The sequence below is a fragment of the Chitinophaga silvisoli genome (genome assembly GCF_003412465.1).
GTDB classification, from domain to species: Bacteria; Bacteroidota; Bacteroidia; order Chitinophagales; family Chitinophagaceae; genus Chitinophaga; species Chitinophaga silvisoli.
Map to the genome: position 1 here is coordinate 74,708 of NZ_QTJV01000012.1, position 14,549 is coordinate 89,256.

Annotated in this window: 15 protein-coding genes; 10 read left to right on the forward strand and 5 right to left on the reverse strand. The window is 47.3% G+C overall.

Annotation, left to right across the window (positions count from 1 at the left end; translation table 11 throughout):
* Positions 1-5 precede the first annotated feature (5 nt).
* From urtA to poxB, 3 genes are all read right to left on the reverse strand, one after another.
* Positions 6-1,295 carry an urea ABC transporter substrate-binding protein gene (urtA, locus tag DXN04_RS26615; protein ID WP_116856456.1) on the reverse strand — a complete coding sequence of 430 codons (1,290 nt, stop codon included), beginning with the start codon at positions 1,293-1,295 and terminating at the stop codon, positions 6-8.
* Between the two features lie 33 nt (positions 1,296-1,328).
* Positions 1,329-2,603, reverse strand: coding sequence for a hypothetical protein (locus DXN04_RS26620; protein WP_116856457.1), 1,275 nt, complete (start codon positions 2,601-2,603; stop codon positions 1,329-1,331).
* Between the two features lie 227 nt (positions 2,604-2,830).
* Positions 2,831-4,555: a ubiquinone-dependent pyruvate dehydrogenase gene (gene poxB / locus DXN04_RS26625; RefSeq protein WP_116856458.1), complete on the reverse strand. Its 1,725-nt coding sequence runs from the start codon at positions 4,553-4,555 to the stop codon at positions 2,831-2,833.
* 114 nt (positions 4,556-4,669) lie between these two features.
* Between poxB and DXN04_RS26630 the strand changes: the two genes are divergently transcribed.
* Complete coding sequence (locus DXN04_RS26630) at positions 4,670-5,821, forward strand: putative sensor domain DACNV-containing protein (RefSeq protein WP_116856459.1); 1,152 nt, start codon at positions 4,670-4,672, stop codon at positions 5,819-5,821.
* 4 nt (positions 5,822-5,825) lie between these two features.
* Positions 5,826-6,338: an alpha-ketoglutarate-dependent dioxygenase AlkB gene (locus DXN04_RS26635; RefSeq protein WP_116856460.1), complete on the forward strand. Its 513-nt coding sequence runs from the start codon at positions 5,826-5,828 to the stop codon at positions 6,336-6,338.
* A gap of 117 nt (positions 6,339-6,455) precedes the next feature.
* Here the strand turns inward: DXN04_RS26635 and DXN04_RS26640 are convergent, their stop codons facing one another.
* Entirely contained in the window at positions 6,456-7,316 is an 861-nt protein-coding gene (locus DXN04_RS26640; RefSeq protein ID WP_116856461.1) for a hypothetical protein, read from the reverse strand.
* Positions 7,317-7,506: 190 nt separating this feature from the next.
* On the opposite strand from DXN04_RS26640, the gene DXN04_RS26645 reads away from it, so the two are divergent.
* The 8 genes from DXN04_RS26645 to DXN04_RS26685 all read left to right on the forward strand — a co-directional run bounded on the left by DXN04_RS26645 (position 7,507) and on the right by DXN04_RS26685 (position 14,124).
* The gene (locus tag DXN04_RS26645) at positions 7,507-8,619 is read left to right on the forward strand and encodes an NAD(P)/FAD-dependent oxidoreductase (protein ID WP_116856462.1); all 1,113 of its coding nucleotides are present in this window, start codon (positions 7,507-7,509) and stop codon (positions 8,617-8,619) included.
* 57 nt (positions 8,620-8,676) lie between these two features.
* A complete protein-coding gene (locus DXN04_RS26650) occupies positions 8,677-9,387 on the forward strand; it encodes a methyltransferase domain-containing protein (protein WP_116856463.1) in 711 nt (236 codons plus the stop codon).
* Positions 9,384-10,436, forward strand: a complete 1,053-nt coding sequence (locus DXN04_RS26655) for a type III polyketide synthase (RefSeq protein WP_116856464.1) — start codon at positions 9,384-9,386, stop codon at positions 10,434-10,436. Before DXN04_RS26650 ends, DXN04_RS26655 begins: the two co-directional genes overlap by 4 nt.
* 225 nt (positions 10,437-10,661) lie before the next feature.
* Positions 10,662-11,606 (forward strand): SDR family oxidoreductase, encoded by a 945-nt coding sequence (locus tag DXN04_RS26665; protein WP_233525692.1) that lies wholly within the window; start codon positions 10,662-10,664, stop codon positions 11,604-11,606.
* 3 nt (positions 11,607-11,609) lie between these two features.
* Positions 11,610-12,059 (forward strand): 3-hydroxyacyl-ACP dehydratase FabZ family protein, encoded by a 450-nt coding sequence (locus tag DXN04_RS26670; RefSeq protein ID WP_116856465.1) that lies wholly within the window; start codon positions 11,610-11,612, stop codon positions 12,057-12,059.
* A gap of 91 nt (positions 12,060-12,150) precedes the next feature.
* A complete protein-coding gene (locus DXN04_RS26675; RefSeq protein ID WP_116856622.1) occupies positions 12,151-13,428 on the forward strand; it encodes a beta-ketoacyl-[acyl-carrier-protein] synthase family protein in 1,278 nt (425 codons plus the stop codon).
* The gene (locus tag DXN04_RS26680) at positions 13,421-13,669 is read left to right on the forward strand and encodes an acyl carrier protein (protein WP_116856466.1); all 249 of its coding nucleotides are present in this window, start codon (positions 13,421-13,423) and stop codon (positions 13,667-13,669) included. Before DXN04_RS26675 ends, DXN04_RS26680 begins: the two co-directional genes overlap by 8 nt.
* Positions 13,666-14,124: a 4'-phosphopantetheinyl transferase family protein gene (locus tag DXN04_RS26685; RefSeq protein ID WP_116856467.1), complete on the forward strand. Its 459-nt coding sequence runs from the start codon at positions 13,666-13,668 to the stop codon at positions 14,122-14,124. Before DXN04_RS26680 ends, DXN04_RS26685 begins: the two co-directional genes overlap by 4 nt.
* On the opposite strand, the gene DXN04_RS26690 is transcribed toward DXN04_RS26685, so the two are convergent.
* On the reverse strand, positions 14,117-14,470 hold the full coding sequence (locus DXN04_RS26690) for a four-helix bundle copper-binding protein (RefSeq protein ID WP_233525693.1): 354 nt from the start codon (positions 14,468-14,470) through the stop codon (positions 14,117-14,119). The two genes, DXN04_RS26685 and DXN04_RS26690, sit on opposite strands and share 8 nt — an antisense overlap.
* Between the last annotated feature and the right edge of the window lie 79 nt (positions 14,471-14,549).

Here is a 14,549-nt window from a genome sequence, read left to right on the forward strand (position 1 = left end):
TTTCCTTATTTAGTGTACGTGCCTTTATGATTCACCCAATCGCAATCCTTGTCTGGTGAAGTCAGTGGCGACCATGGTTGAGGGCTTACCAGGTTGTCAGTTTTCGAAATGATGTCAAACTGCCCATCTGGTTTTATTTCTCCAATCATCACCGGTTTTGCCAGGTGGTGATTACCTACATCCATTTTCACCTTGCCATCGGGAGAGTCAAACTCTAAACCTGATAATGCCGTCCTTACTTTATTGACATCAAAAGAACCTGCTTTGGTAGCTGCTCTTGCCCACAGGTACACACCAGTGTAAGCCCAGCAGATAGGATCGTCCGTCACTCTCTTGCTGCCCCCCGGCAATCCTTTCTTCTCACAGAAAGCCTTGAATGCTTCCACGAACTTTTTGTTTTCAGGAGAGTCATTTGACTGGAAATAATTCCATGCAGCCAGGTGCCCTACCAGGAACTCAGTGTCCATAGATCTTAACTCATCTTCTGCAACAGAGAAGGCCATGATAGGACAGGTGGCTGAAGACAATCCCTGGTTGGCAAATTCCTTGTAGAAAGGCACATTGCTATCGCCATTGATGGTGGACAGTACACAGGCTTTTCCATCAGCAGCAAAGCGTTTGATCTTCGATACGATGGTCTGGTAATCCTGGTGGTGGAATGGCGTATATTCTTCAATGATATTCTCATTAGGTACACCTTTGGAAAGTAAATATGCTTTCAGTATTTTATTGGCAGTACGGGGAAATACATAATCGGTGCCCAGTAAATAAAACTTCTTATACCCGCCACCTTTCTCACTCATCAGGTATTCCGCCGCAGGTATCAATTGCTGATTCGGGGTGGCACCTGTATAAATCACGTTATTGGAACACTCTTCTCCTTCGTATTGTACAGGATAAAAGAGCAGTCCGTTGTTTTCTTCAAATACCGGCAGCACTGATTTGCGTGACACAGATGTCCAGCAACCAAATACAGCAGATACTTTTTTATCTATTAATAATTCTTTTGCCTTCTCGGCAAAAAGGTCCCAATCAGAAGCCGGATCTACAATCACGGGTTCTATTTTTTTACCCAGCACACCACCGGATGCATTGATTTCATCTACGGCCATCTGTACGGCATCGCGCAGTGATACTTCAGAAATAGCCATGGTGCCGCTGAGCGAATGCAATACTCCGATCTTCACCGTTTCGCCATTGTCAGTAGTATTTTCACCGGTCTTGCCTGCATTGTTATGACAGGAAGCAAATGCAGCCAATAAGAAACAAAAGAATAAGAAGCGCGTTGTTTTCATATGTGTAATTACATGTAGGGTAAATAATGTGGATCAGAATATAAAGAACTGCACCTGCAGCCATACCTGTCCGAATGTCTTATCAGCATAGCCGGTGGCTTCCTTTACATCATAGGAGCGGGTGGTATACGATAAACGTAAGTTGGTGCCCGTGCCATTGAAGAAGTAATTCAGTCCCCCGCCTACAACATAGCTTGAGTTGGTTTGGTCGAAATCATACGTAGGTACGCCGCTTGTCTGCGCCTGCTGAGAAATGATGTGTTGATTTTCAAATCTCACCCATGGTTGAAGTTTCGGCTCCTTAAAATAATATCCCAATTCCAGAAATTGTACGGTTTGTCTTGGAATCATCCTGGCAAATGAATATTTCGACAGCGTATCCGTACCCCCGGTCATATATTGAAAAGCAGCATTGAGCGTCAGGGAGCCTGCCTGTCCCAATGGCTTGTCTAAAAATACATCTGTGCTCAGGTTATAATAAGATCCCTGTGCATCAAACCCCGCACCCCAGGTAAATGTTTTACCATTTCCCAGTTTAGTGCCTGCATAGTAATAGTCCTTGTCAGGATCCAGGAAACTATAAGCCAGCCTGCCGACCGTACGTAAAGGTGCTTTGCCATCAGTGTTCCTGCCTGTGAAGACCCCAAGGCGGTATTCGAGTTTGTCTTTGGCGAGGAACCCGCGTGCATTCACGCCCAGGTCACGCCCAAAATTCCCGTTTAGCGGACTGTTTTCAAAGAGATTGTAAGGGTACTGGAAATAGGTGAAATCGTTCGCCATCAATCCGGCAGCGCCCTGTAAGCCATTCCTGTTGTTGGAAACCAGTTGCATCCCGGCCACCAATTGAAAGGCATTGGAGAAATCATACTCATACTGGCAATCCAGCAGGATAGGGGATACCTTTGTGCTTTTATTGCCTGTACTCAGTTGCACCCCAATGGCTGATGGCAGGTCTGTTTCCATAAAAAAGCTTCCTTTTTTAGAGAGTTGGCCGCCGACCAATACCCTTGCGCGATAAAGGGTAAAACTCTTGCTCCAGTCTTTGGCAGCTTCGGCGGCAGATGGACTACCAAATCCATCCTGCTCAGCGCCGGCGAACATATGTACAATAGCGCCCACCTGTATGCTGGGCTTGAATGGGGCAGCGTCGCTGCCACTTACATCGTTGGCTGTGTCCTTGTTAATGGATGCTGGTAGTTCCTTTAGCAATTGACTCTTCCTCTTCTTCCGCGGTGGGTTTTCTTCAGCCCGGGCAACTTGAGCACATACAATGAAGATAATTAGCAAAGTGGTAGGGAAGAATTTCATAAACACATTTTTATAAAATTAATATTACACTTAAGTAGATGTTTGGTTGAATTTCTTTAGTACTTAAGTATAAAATTAATGTTTAGTTTGGTTTATGCAAGCATTTTTTGAAGTAATAGGTCTAAAAAAGAGATATTTTACTGATTGATATGTTATATATAATTATTTATAATGCAAAAAGGGAACTACTTAAGTAGTTCCCTTATGCTTTTATTAGCAAAAACCAATTATTCTTTATCTAAGAAGTTCGTTTTCAATGTATCCCATACTTCGCCCCCCTTTCCGTTCCAGACCTGTTTCATCATATAGATCCCAAATCCCTTCGCCTGCTTTACATCTATCTTAGGAGGCATGACCAGGGCAGAGGTATTCACCACCACATCTACCAGCACAGGCCCCGCATGCATCAGCGCTTCGTCAATAGCCCCCGGCAGTGCTGCAGGATCTTCTACCCTGATTCCTTTTATGCCAATAGCTTCTGCCATCTTTGCAAAGTTGGGGTTCTTCAGGTCAGTACCATAGGGGGCCATTCCGGCTACCTTCATTTCCATGGCCACAAATCCCAGGGAGCTGTTATTATAGATCACAATCTTAACAGGCAGATTGTATTGCAGAATGGTAAGGATGTCGCCCATTAACATTGCAAACCCGCCGTCGCCCGAAAGTGAAATCACCTGTCTTTCAGGGTATTCTAACTGAGCCCCAATGGCTTGTGGCATAGCGCTCGCCATGGAACCATGATTAAAGGACCCCAGCAGGCGGCGGTCTTTTGTCATCTCTACATATCTCGCTGCCCATACTGTAGGTTCCCCCACATCGCAGGTAAAAATGGCATCAGGGTCAGCGGCGGCACTTATTACTGTGGTCAGGTACTCGGGATGAATAGGCGTATCCGTACTGCTGGCGTGCGAGGCCAGCTCCTCTTTACTATTTACATAGTTTTTCAAAGCTTTCTCCAGGTGGCTACGGTCATCTTTTTGTTCGATCAGGGGGAGCAGGGCCGCCAGGGTCTCTTTCACGGTGCCGACAAGGCCCAGGTCCAGTTTACAACGCCTCCCTAATTTCTCAGGACGCAACTCTATCTGTACAATCTTCGATTTGGTAGGGTACCAGTTGGAGTAAGGGAAGTCGGTTCCCAGCAACAACAGTAAATCACTATCCTCCATGGCCTGGTAGCCGGAGGCAAAGCCAATCAATCCAGTCATCCCTACGTCATAAGGATTGTCATATGCCACATGCTCTTTGCCGCGTAGTGCATGGACCATAGGAGACAAAACCTTTGCCCCGAAGTTCATGAGTTCATCGTGGGCACCTGCACAACCACTCCCACATAGCAGGGTAACTTTCTTAGCAGTATTAATCATGCCAGCCAGCAGTTCCAGGTCGCCATCATGGGGCCTTACAGCTGGCAGGCGTTTCATAACCGGGTGTTCGAGGGAATCGTCTTCCATTTCTTCAAGGGCCACATCGCCTGAAATGGTGATGACGGATACCCCACGCTGGCCTATTGCATTTTGCATCGCAATTTGCAGCACTCTGGGCATCTGACGGGCGGAGGCGATGGTCTCACAATAATGGCTGCATTCTCTGAAGAGCAGATCAGGGTGCGTTTCCTGGAAGTACCCGGTACCTATTTCCATGCTGGGTATATGGGCGGCAATGGCCAATACCGGTGCCATGCTTCTATGGCAATCGTACAAGCCGTTGATGAGGTGTAAATTCCCCGGTCCGCAGCTCCCCGCACAAACAGCGAGGGTACCGGTCAACTGTGCCTCCGCACCTGCTGCAAAAGCAGCCGCTTCCTCATGCCTGTAATGAATCCACTCTATATTTCCCTGTTTCCTGATTTCATCAACGATGCCGTTCAGACTATCGCCTACTACGCCATGTACACGCTTTACACCGGCCTTTACCAGCTGTGCAACGAGTTGGGCTGCAATTGTTTTTGCCATGAACCTTTAGTTTTCGTAAGGGGTACAAATTTGTTGCCAGCAAGATCAGGGGTGTTGATTTTGTCAAGAAATGCGGGGAATTATACGAGCCATGCAATTTATTATCTTTGACATATGGAAGTAACTTCATTTGAATCTACATATCAGGCAGCTTCCAAAGTTGCCGGCAATATAGCAACCCATTTCTTACACCATTTAAATCTGGCCAGTGAAAACGGGGAAGAAGATCTCGCTCATGCTCCTGATGCAAGCGTAATCGAAAAAATCATAGATGTGGCCTTCTGGGCCAGCCTCCGCAGGGAGGAAGGCATCCCGATTCGTATTTCCCTCGCATTCCTGCCTCCTTCCCAGGCGGGCAGACCCCTGCTGTTTGAACAACCCATTCCCCTGGATCCGAGGGTACTGACCAAGCTGGGGCCTGGTGTGGAAAGAGCAGGTATTCATATCGGGGTGTGGTACGAAGGCGAAGAATTGTACATCTGGGGTACAACAATGAAACTCCCCAATTACTGTTTTGTACTGGATGTCTCGGAACCCGGATTATTGGTGGTGAAGCACCGCCGTATCATCGGTATGGGCAAGTTTGCCAACGTAGCCATGTTAAGAGGAGACCAGGTAAAAATTGTAGACGAAAGCTGCGCCCGCAGGGTAGATACCCCCGCTATTGTCACCTCACTCATGGGCCAGGATTCTTCCGGTGTATGGAATGACCCTGTCAATGTATTGATCCAGATAGCTGTTTCTATGCGCGCGCACAAGCGGGGAGGTATTTTATTGGTCGTGCCTTCCACGCATGACAACTGGAAGAACTCAATTATCCATCCGCTGCAATATCCGATAGCCCCGCCTTTCTCGGGTGTAGCCGATCTGCTGCGGCAGAACTGTGGTAAGGTGACGGAATTGTACTGGCAGAATGCGCTGAGAAGAGAGGTGGAAAATATCTCCGGACTCACCGCTGTAGATGGTGCCACTGTAATCAACGACAGGCATGAACTGCTCACCTTCGGTTCCAAAATCGCCCGTGCCAGCGATAGTACACCGGTGGAACAGGTGATGTACATTGAACCCGTGACGGATGGCCTGCCAAGGTTAATGCACCCTTCCAATATTGGTGGTACCCGGCATTTTTCAGCCGCACAGTTTGTGCATGACCAGCGGGATGCACTGGCACTGGTAGCCTCGCAGGATGGTTATTTTACGGTATTCTCCTGGTCTGCAGCCGATCAGATTGTGCAGGCGCATCGTATAGATATTTTACTATTATAAAATTATGCACGGAATTACATTTATACCCGATTTTATTGATCATGCTGCCGAACTGTATCAGTTCCTGCATGATCATGCAGATTGGGATACCAGCATGGCAGCCCGCAGTACGGTAAGTTATGGAAAGGCTTATAATTACTCGCAGATGAGTTATCCTGAACGACCCTTTATTCCCGAAATTGCCGTGCTCATTGAAAGCATTACGCAAGCCCTTGGATTCACCCCGAATAATTGCCTGATTAACTATTACCTGGATGGGAAATCAAAAATGGGGTATCATTCCGATCAGACAGATATTCTTTGTGACGATACCGGTATCGCTATCTTATCAGTAGGAGAGACGCGGACATTGCGGTTCAGAAATATTAGCGATAAGACAGTAATAGAAGATTATGATCTGCCACCCGGCTCCCTGATCTATATGACACAGCAGGTACAGGCTGAATGGCAGCATGCGATACCGGCGACGAATACCATGAATGGAAGAATGAGCCTCACATTCAGACAAATAAAGTAAAGAAATAAAACAAAGGAACAGTTTTCAAAAAAATAAAAGCTGGTCTGAAAAGACCAGCCTGGTCATCCCTCTTATTTAATCCGGGAATGATAGATTCAGACGACAGAGGGCCCGGAATTATGGTTGAGGTGCTGTTGTACTATTGTTGTTCACGATAGGCCATACACCCGGTCTTGGCACACTTACGCCTTTGTTTTTTCCCCTGGTCATTGCATCCGCACCAAAGTAATACAAAGGCCAGCCCTTATAGGTCAACTGCACATGCCCTGATACATGAATCGTATCGAAATCAGTTTTAGCCAGCAGGGAAGGTGCGAACTTAAATGCATCAGACTCATACACCGGCCAGGTGGCATTGTTGCTGAAATCTGCACTGGTAAACGTATTTTTCTTAAACTTATCCGGCGAGAATGCATACAGCGTTCTGCCCCAGGCATCGGTCAGGTACTGCGTTATTTCGTTTCCCGCAGTATAAGTGCTCGTGTAGTTTACACCATCCAGTCCTACCAGCTGAGCATTCACCAGCATCACACTGTAATCAGGTTTTGCAACGTACCATACGTTACCTACCTTTTCACCCAGCGTCAGTTTCGGCAAAGTATCTTTTACATAGTAGTACAGTGGCCATCCTTTGTAAGTGGTTTGTTTCGAACCGTCACCTCTTACGATGGTAGCAAAATCAGATGCGTGCAGACTTGTATCGGTCAATGCCAGATCCGCACTGTAAAACAATGGCCATGCAGCCAGACAGCCACCAGTACAGGTAGAAGTATCCCCCGCATCTTTCGTATAAAAATACAGGGTTCTACCTGCACTGTCTGTCAGGACTTTACCTAAAGTCGCATCAGTAGTCACCTGTACCTTTGCAACAGGTTTTTCAGGATTGTTGTTGTCTTTATTGTCATCCTTACTACAAGATGTGAGGAATGCACATGCTATTGCTGTAACAGCAATGAGGATAGATGTCTTAGATTTCATCTTTTTACGGTTAAATGATTAAATGTGGATGCGCACTCCGGAAATGTAATACGAGGGGTAATTGGAAAAGGTTGCCTGTGCTTAAAATTATTTTCTCTTTTGCTGCTGAATATTTTTTTGTGTCCGCTGTACACCATTTTTTTCGCATGTGTAAAAAATTATGTGTAGACTTGCCACAGAAATCGTCACTATGCAACCAGTTCGCGAAGTTATTATTGTAGGTGGTGGACTGGCCGGCCTTACCGCCGCTATTCATCTGTCAAAAGCAGGGTTGCATGTTACTGTCATCGAGAAGCATCCCTACCCCAGACACAAAGTATGTGGAGAGTACATCTCAAACGAAGTATTGCCATATTTGCAATGGCTGGATGCAGATCCGGGTGTACTGTCGCCTGCCCTTATTGAAAGGGTATGTATTTCCACAGTAGCGGGCAGGAAAGTGGAAACCCGCCTTCCCCTCGGAGGCTTCGGCATCAGCCGCTTTGCATTGGATGCCTTTCTCATGGAAAAGGCTGTGAACAATGGTGTCCAACTTTTGCAGGACACAGTGACCAATGTTTCTTTTGTAAATGAACAGTTTGCAATTGAAACTGCGGCAAACGGTACATTGTTTGCCGCACATGCCATCGGGGCTTATGGCAAGAGAGCCGCACTCGACCAGCAATTAAACAGGGATTTCTGGGAGAAAAAGTCTCCATGGCTGGCGGTCAAAGCACATTACCAGGCAGACTTCCCTGACGGCCTCGTAGCCCTGCATAATTTCAGAGGCGGGTATTGTGGCGTATCTAAAGTGGAAAAGAATATTGTCAATATCTGCTACCTGGCCAGTTATGAGGTCTTTAAGCATTACAGGAATATCGATGAGCACCGCCGGGAAGTACTATACGAAAATAAATTTCTGAAAGAGATCTTTACGAATAGTGAACCCTTGTTTGAACGGCCATTGACGATCAGCCAGGTTTCATTTTCTGAAAAGAAAAAAGTGGAACAGCACATCTTAATGACGGGGGATACAGCTGGCTTGATTCATCCGCTTTGTGGAAATGGAATGGCAATGGCCATCAGCAGTGCGCAGCTGGCAGCGCAGCAGATTCTGGATGGACAGCCAAGGCTTGCTTTGGAAAAAGCATATACAAGGAAATGGAATCAGCAGTTCGCTAAACGCATGAAAGCTGGCAGCTTGCTTTCAACAATCTTTACGCATCCATGGCTTTCAGGCCTAACCATGGGAACAGTGGTGGCCATGCCCGTATTATTGCCGTTTATCATCAGGCAGACACACGGCAAGCCATTATCGGTCTGACAGAATATCAGTGGCCTTACAAATGAAAAGCCTTTAACAGCATACTACTATTTATTAATGATCAATACCAGTCAAAGAACAAGCGCACCTGAGATCATGGACGACTTCCAGATGGAAGGCGATCACCTGCGACAAACGCTCGACGAAATAGCCGGCATCAACCAGTTACTTGGTGGTAACCGTATAACTGTACAGGGGGTACGCCAATTGCTGCAATCCATACCCAGGGACAAAACCGTTAGTATAGTTGATTTGGGTTGCGGTAATGGAGATATGCTGCGTACATTGGCTAAAACATTTCGCCAAGAAGGCCGGCAAATTCAGTTCACCGGCATCGATGCAAACCGTTTCACCATCGATCACGCCATCGCATTGTCTGCAACATATCCTGAAATCACTTATCATTGTACGGATATCTTCGCCGAAGAATTTGCTGCCAGCAAATATGACATTGTTCTTTGCACATTAACATTGCATCATTTTGCAGAAGCAGAAATAATAAACCTGCTGCAATTGCTTCGCCGCAATGCAGGCATCGGGATCGTGATCAATGACCTGCATCGTAGCAGGATGGCTTATTATTTATTCTGCCTGTTTAGTTTTATGTGGGGACTGGGTACTATGGCCAAAGAAGATGGTCGGATCTCTATCCTGCGTGGTTTTAAAAGAAAGGAACTGATCGCGCTTGCTACATCGTTAAATATCGTTCAATATACCCTCAGGTGGAAATGGGCTTACCGCTACCAGTGGATAATATCAAATTTATGAGTGTTAAAATTCAGTCGGTAGCTAAGGCTTTGCCGCCACATACCCGTACTACAGATGAGATTATGCCTTTCCTGGACATGTGGTTGTCCGGCCAGGAAGATCGTTTTGCCCGGAAAGTGAAAAAGATTTTTGAAAATGCAGCAGTGGAAAGAAGGTACTCAATCATGGGACCAGAAGATGTGTTTACAAAAACAAGTTTTGAAGAGAAGAATGATCTGTATATCAGGGAGGTGATTAAGCTGGGGAAGGAATGCCTGGAAACTGCCCTGGCAAAAGCAGGTCTGTCTCCACAGTCACTGGATTATATCATTACAGTGAGTTGTACAGGGATCATGATCCCCTCACTGGATGCGTACCTGATCAATGCATTGCAGTTAAAACAGGATATCGTACGCCTGCCGGTGACGGAGATGGGCTGTGCTGCAGGTATCTCAGGAATGATTTACGCCAAGAAATTCCTGCAGGCCAACCCCGGCAAGAGAGCGGCGGTTATTGCGGTAGAATCGCCTACTGCCACATTCCAGCTGGACGATTTTTCAATGCCTAATATCGTGAGCGCCGCCATTTTTGGAGATGGAGCGGCTTGTGTCATCCTGTCTTCTCATCCCGATGATGAAGGACCCGAAATAGTAGGGGAGGAGATGTATCATTTTTATGAGGCAGAACACCTGATGGGTTTCCGGCTCACCAATACAGGTTTGCAGATGGTGCTGGATGTAGAAGTGCCTGATCAGATAGCAGCGCATTTCCCTGATATCATACATCCCTTTTTGTCAAGAAATGGATTTACGATAGATGATATCCAGCATTTTATTTTTCATCCGGGTGGCAAGAAGATCATCCAGACGGTGGAAGGCTTGTTCCAGGATTTAGGAAAGAATATAGACGATACCAAGGAAGTATTAAGATTATATGGCAATATGTCCAGTGCGACCGTGCTGTATGTATTGGAGCGGTTTATGGACAGGCAGGTACCAGCGGGAGAGCGTGGCCTGATGCTGAGTTTTGGGCCAGGCTTTTCTGCGCAGCGTATTCTTTTGCAGTGGTAAATTTTTGAATTTCTTTTCAAAAATTCGTCTGTATCCAGGTAAAAGCGCGATGACTTCAATCAGCTATCAAAATGGAGCAGATCGCAGAACCTTACATCCGCCGCCGGTAATGACTACAGCCGGCTCAAATTCAAAATGACAGGCCTCCGGTAAACCGGGGCATTTCATTTCCCTGATAAAATCATTATTTTAGCAATACAAGGAAGCATTTCAGTACGCAGCATCATGGCAAACGACTTCAGTGATCATCAATACTGGGCGATCATCCTGGGTGGAAGCTCGGGACTCGGCCTGGCCGCCGCACGCAAGCTCGCATCGCATGGGATGAACCTTTGCATCGTGCACCGTGATCCGGGTGTGGAAATGGAAAAGGTGAATGCAGCATTTGACGAAATCAGGGCAACTGGTGTACAGCTGCTCACTTTCAATGCAGATGTAACCCGCGCAGACAAGCGGGCGCAGATCCTGGAAACCCTGCAGGCCAGTATCGCCTCTCAGGGGAGCGCACAAAACCAGGAAACCCTGCAGGCCAGTATCGCTTCTCAGATGAGCACACAAAACCTGGATACTCTGCAGGCCAGTATCGCCTCTCAACGGAGCACTCAAAACCAGGAAACCACTCCAGCCGGCCGGTCCCCTGAAAATGGAAAGATCCGCTGCCTGCTTCACAGCATCGCCAGGGGCACCCTCAAAGCCATGCTCCCTGAAACCGGCACTGCCCTTAGTATAGATGATTACCGCATTACCCTCGATAGTATGGCCTATAGCCTCTATGAATGGGTCAAAGATATCTCAGCCCTGCATCTGTTCGCGACGGATGCCCGGGTCCTCTCATTCACCAGCGAAGGCAGTCACCGCGCATGGAAGCATTACGGCGCAGTATCTGCTGCCAAAGCAGCCCTGGAAGCCATCAGCCGGAACATTGCCTTAGAATTCGCCCCACTGGGCATCAGGGCCAATTGTATCCAGGCCGGTACTACCAACACCCGTTCTTTGCAACTCATACCCGGCAGCGAACAGCTGATTGCCTGGAGCGAAGCCCGCAATCCTTTCCAGCGGCTCACAAGCCCTGAAGATGTGGCCAATGTTGTTTATCTTTTATGTAAAGATGAAGCTGCCTGGATCAACGGGGCCGTCATTCCCGTGGATGGAGGTGCACATATCTGTTAGATCATGACTACACACGACATACTTAATTACCTGCCTTATTCTCCGCCTTTCCTTTTTGTTGATGGCCTGGATTATATTGATTGTGATAAGGTGGTTGGGCATTTTACGTACCATGCAGACATGGATTTTTACAAAGGTCACTTTAAAGGCTTTCCCGTCACACCAGGGGTAGTCCTTACAGAAACCATGGCCCAGATAGGCCTGGTTTGCCTGGGAATCTATCTCAAAGGTGGCGTGCCTGAAGGGTCCGGCATGGGGTTTGGACTGACCTCAACAGAAATTGAATTCATGCACCCGGTCTTCCCGGGCGAAAAAGTTACGGTGACATCAGAGAAGCAGTTCTTTCGTTTTGGAAAGCTAAAATGTAAGGTAAGTATGCGCAATGCAGCGGGGAGAGAAGTGTGTGCCGGAACAATTGCAGGTATGGTGATAGCAAAACCACTGCAAGCTTGACAAACAGGGTGAATCATCAGTCACTGATACAAAATATTAAATAATAGCCGCTGTTTTATAGCTGATGCTTGAAACAGCCACCTACAATACTATGAGCAACCGGGTTGTAATTACAGGACTAGGCATTGCCGCTCCAAACGGGGTCGGTATACCAGCCTTTACCCACGCCATCAAAACCGGCACCTCCGGCATTCGTCACGACCCGCAGTTAGCTGAACTGCAATTCTCCTGTCAGATAGCCGGCAAACCCGATGTACCTGAAGCTTTGCAGCTGCAATACCTCGACCCCCTGGAGCTCCGCAACTTCAACAGCAATGGCATTCTCTATGGTCTCATTGCCGGCATCGATGCCTGGAAAGATGCGGGCTTAAAAATAACTGAAGGCAATGACCCTGACTGGGATAGCGGTGTGATCTTTGGCGCAGGGTCCTCCGGCCTGGATAAACTGAGAGAAGCTATCTATAAAGTAGATGCCTTACAGGTCCGTCGACTCGGCAGCACCGTCGTACCTCAGACCATGGCCAGCGGCATCAGCGCCTGGCTCGGGGGGAAACTGGGCCTCGGCAACCAGGTCAGCACCAATTCATCTGCCTGTACTACCGGTGCAGAATCCCTGCTCATGGCTTTCGATCGTATCAAAAACGGCCAGGCTACCCGGATGCTCGCCGGGAGCACCAGCGATGCCGGCCCTTATATCTGGGGTGGCTTTGATGCCCTTAAGGTATGTACCTACAAGCACAATGACTGCCCGGAAAAAGGCTCCCGGCCCATGAGCGCTTCTGCCAGTGGCTTTGTACCGGGTAGTGGGGCAGGAGCCTTCCTACTGGAATCCCTGGAGAGTGCGCTGGAAAGAGGCGCTACCATCTATGCCGAAGTACTCGGTGGTCATGTAAACAGCGGCGGGCAGCGGGGCGACGGTACCATGACAGCCCCCAATAGCATGGCCGTACAGCGTTGCATTACCCAGGCCATGGCACAGGCAGGAGTCACCGGCATGGATATAGATGCCATCAATGGGCACCTGACAGCCACCGGCAAAGATTCCCTGGAAATAGAAAACTGGAGCAAAGCCCTGGGCCGTGCTGGTAAAGATTTCCCTTATATCAACGCCCTGAAAGGGATGGTCGGCCACTGCCTGAGTGGAGCTGGCAGTATTGAACTGGTGGCTTCCGTCCTGCAACTGAATGAAGGTTTTCTTTTCCCGAATATCAATTGCGAGGACCTGCATCCTGAAATAAGTGCTATTATTGATGATGCCTGTGTACCCCGTGAACTAATAAATGTAAATTTAAATATCATCGCCAAGGCAAGTTTTGGATTTGGAGATGTCAATGCCTGTGTAATCTTGAAAAAATATATAAATGGATAAAGAAACTTTAATTGCCGAGCTCAAAACGATTGTCAAGCCTTATGCGAAAGATGAAGCCGCGCTGGCAAATATCAACGAGAATACGGATTTTATCAATGACCTGAAGATCAACTCTGCAAACCTCGTAGATGTAATTCTGGATGTGGAAGAGAAATATAATATCGTGATCGATAATGAATCGATGGAGAAGATGGTGAATGTGAAAGCTGCGATGGAAATTATTGAATCAAAACTGGCATGATAGGAAATGATATCATAGACCTGCGCACTGCCGCTGTGGAGAGTAATTGGCGAAGACCCAATTATCTCTCCAAAATTTTTACCCCAAAAGAGCAGTCGCTGATTAGCGATGACCAATCTGTATGGTGGTTATGGAGTGCGAAAGAAGCTGTATATAAAATTATAAACAGGGCTACCTTACAACGTCGCTATGCCCCGCTTTCCATCACTTATCACAGCCCGGATTCCTTTTTATACCAGGAGCGGGAATATTTTATCAAAAGTGAACTCACCAACGAATTCATCCACACCATCGCCGTCATTCACCCTGATTTATTTCCACAATTAGAGGTGTGTAAAGATCGCAGCATTCCGTATGATAAAGATGAGCATGGATTGCCCATGATAGCAAATCAACCGGTGTCAATCAGCCATCATGGGCGTTATTGGGCCATGGTAAAACAAAAAACTATTTAACCGTGTGATGCGCCATCTCCTCACACACAGTAGCACACTTACGGCACATTTCCGCACATTCCCTGCAATGTTCCATTCCCATCTCCGCATGTCGCTGGCATTCTTCTGCACAGGCATTACATACCTCCGCACATACAGCACAAAGCTGCTCGCTAAACTTTCCATTTAAACTCATCACCTCGGCTGCCGTCCGGCAAATGGCCGCGCACTCCAGGTCCAAACGGATACAATTGCGCAAATCGCTTACATTCGCTTCATTCAGGCAGGATGAAGCACAATAATCACATGTGTTGGCACATTCCATACATGCATTGATACATTCCTGGTATTGTTGTTCATTCATCATGGTGGTAGATTTTAGGAATAATTCACAATGACCATGCCTCACAATACCAGCTCTGCCATATAAAAATGAAAAGAGGTCA

Coding starts and splice junctions, on each gene's coding strand:
- urtA (WP_116856456.1), bottom strand. CDS start 1,295: ATGAAAACAACGCGCTTCTTATTCTTTTGTTTCTTATTGGCTGCATTT.
- DXN04_RS26620 (WP_116856457.1), bottom strand. CDS start 2,603: ATGAAATTCTTCCCTACCACTTTGCTAATTATCTTCATTGTATGTGCT.
- poxB (WP_116856458.1), bottom strand. CDS start 4,555: ATGGCAAAAACAATTGCAGCCCAACTCGTTGCACAGCTGGTAAAGGCC.
- DXN04_RS26630 (WP_116856459.1), top strand. CDS start 4,670: ATGGAAGTAACTTCATTTGAATCTACATATCAGGCAGCTTCCAAAGTT.
- DXN04_RS26635 (WP_116856460.1), top strand. CDS start 5,826: ATGCACGGAATTACATTTATACCCGATTTTATTGATCATGCTGCCGAA.
- DXN04_RS26640 (WP_116856461.1), bottom strand. CDS start 7,316: ATGAAATCTAAGACATCTATCCTCATTGCTGTTACAGCAATAGCATGT.
- DXN04_RS26645 (WP_116856462.1), top strand. CDS start 7,507: ATGCAACCAGTTCGCGAAGTTATTATTGTAGGTGGTGGACTGGCCGGC.
- DXN04_RS26650 (WP_116856463.1), top strand. CDS start 8,677: ATGATCAATACCAGTCAAAGAACAAGCGCACCTGAGATCATGGACGAC.
- DXN04_RS26655 (WP_116856464.1), top strand. CDS start 9,384: ATGAGTGTTAAAATTCAGTCGGTAGCTAAGGCTTTGCCGCCACATACC.
- DXN04_RS26665 (WP_233525692.1), top strand. CDS start 10,662: ATGGCAAACGACTTCAGTGATCATCAATACTGGGCGATCATCCTGGGT.
- DXN04_RS26670 (WP_116856465.1), top strand. CDS start 11,610: ATGACTACACACGACATACTTAATTACCTGCCTTATTCTCCGCCTTTC.
- DXN04_RS26675 (WP_116856622.1), top strand. CDS start 12,151: ATGAGCAACCGGGTTGTAATTACAGGACTAGGCATTGCCGCTCCAAAC.
- DXN04_RS26680 (WP_116856466.1), top strand. CDS start 13,421: ATGGATAAAGAAACTTTAATTGCCGAGCTCAAAACGATTGTCAAGCCT.
- DXN04_RS26685 (WP_116856467.1), top strand. CDS start 13,666: ATGATAGGAAATGATATCATAGACCTGCGCACTGCCGCTGTGGAGAGT.
- DXN04_RS26690 (WP_233525693.1), bottom strand. CDS start 14,470: ATGATGAATGAACAACAATACCAGGAATGTATCAATGCATGTATGGAA.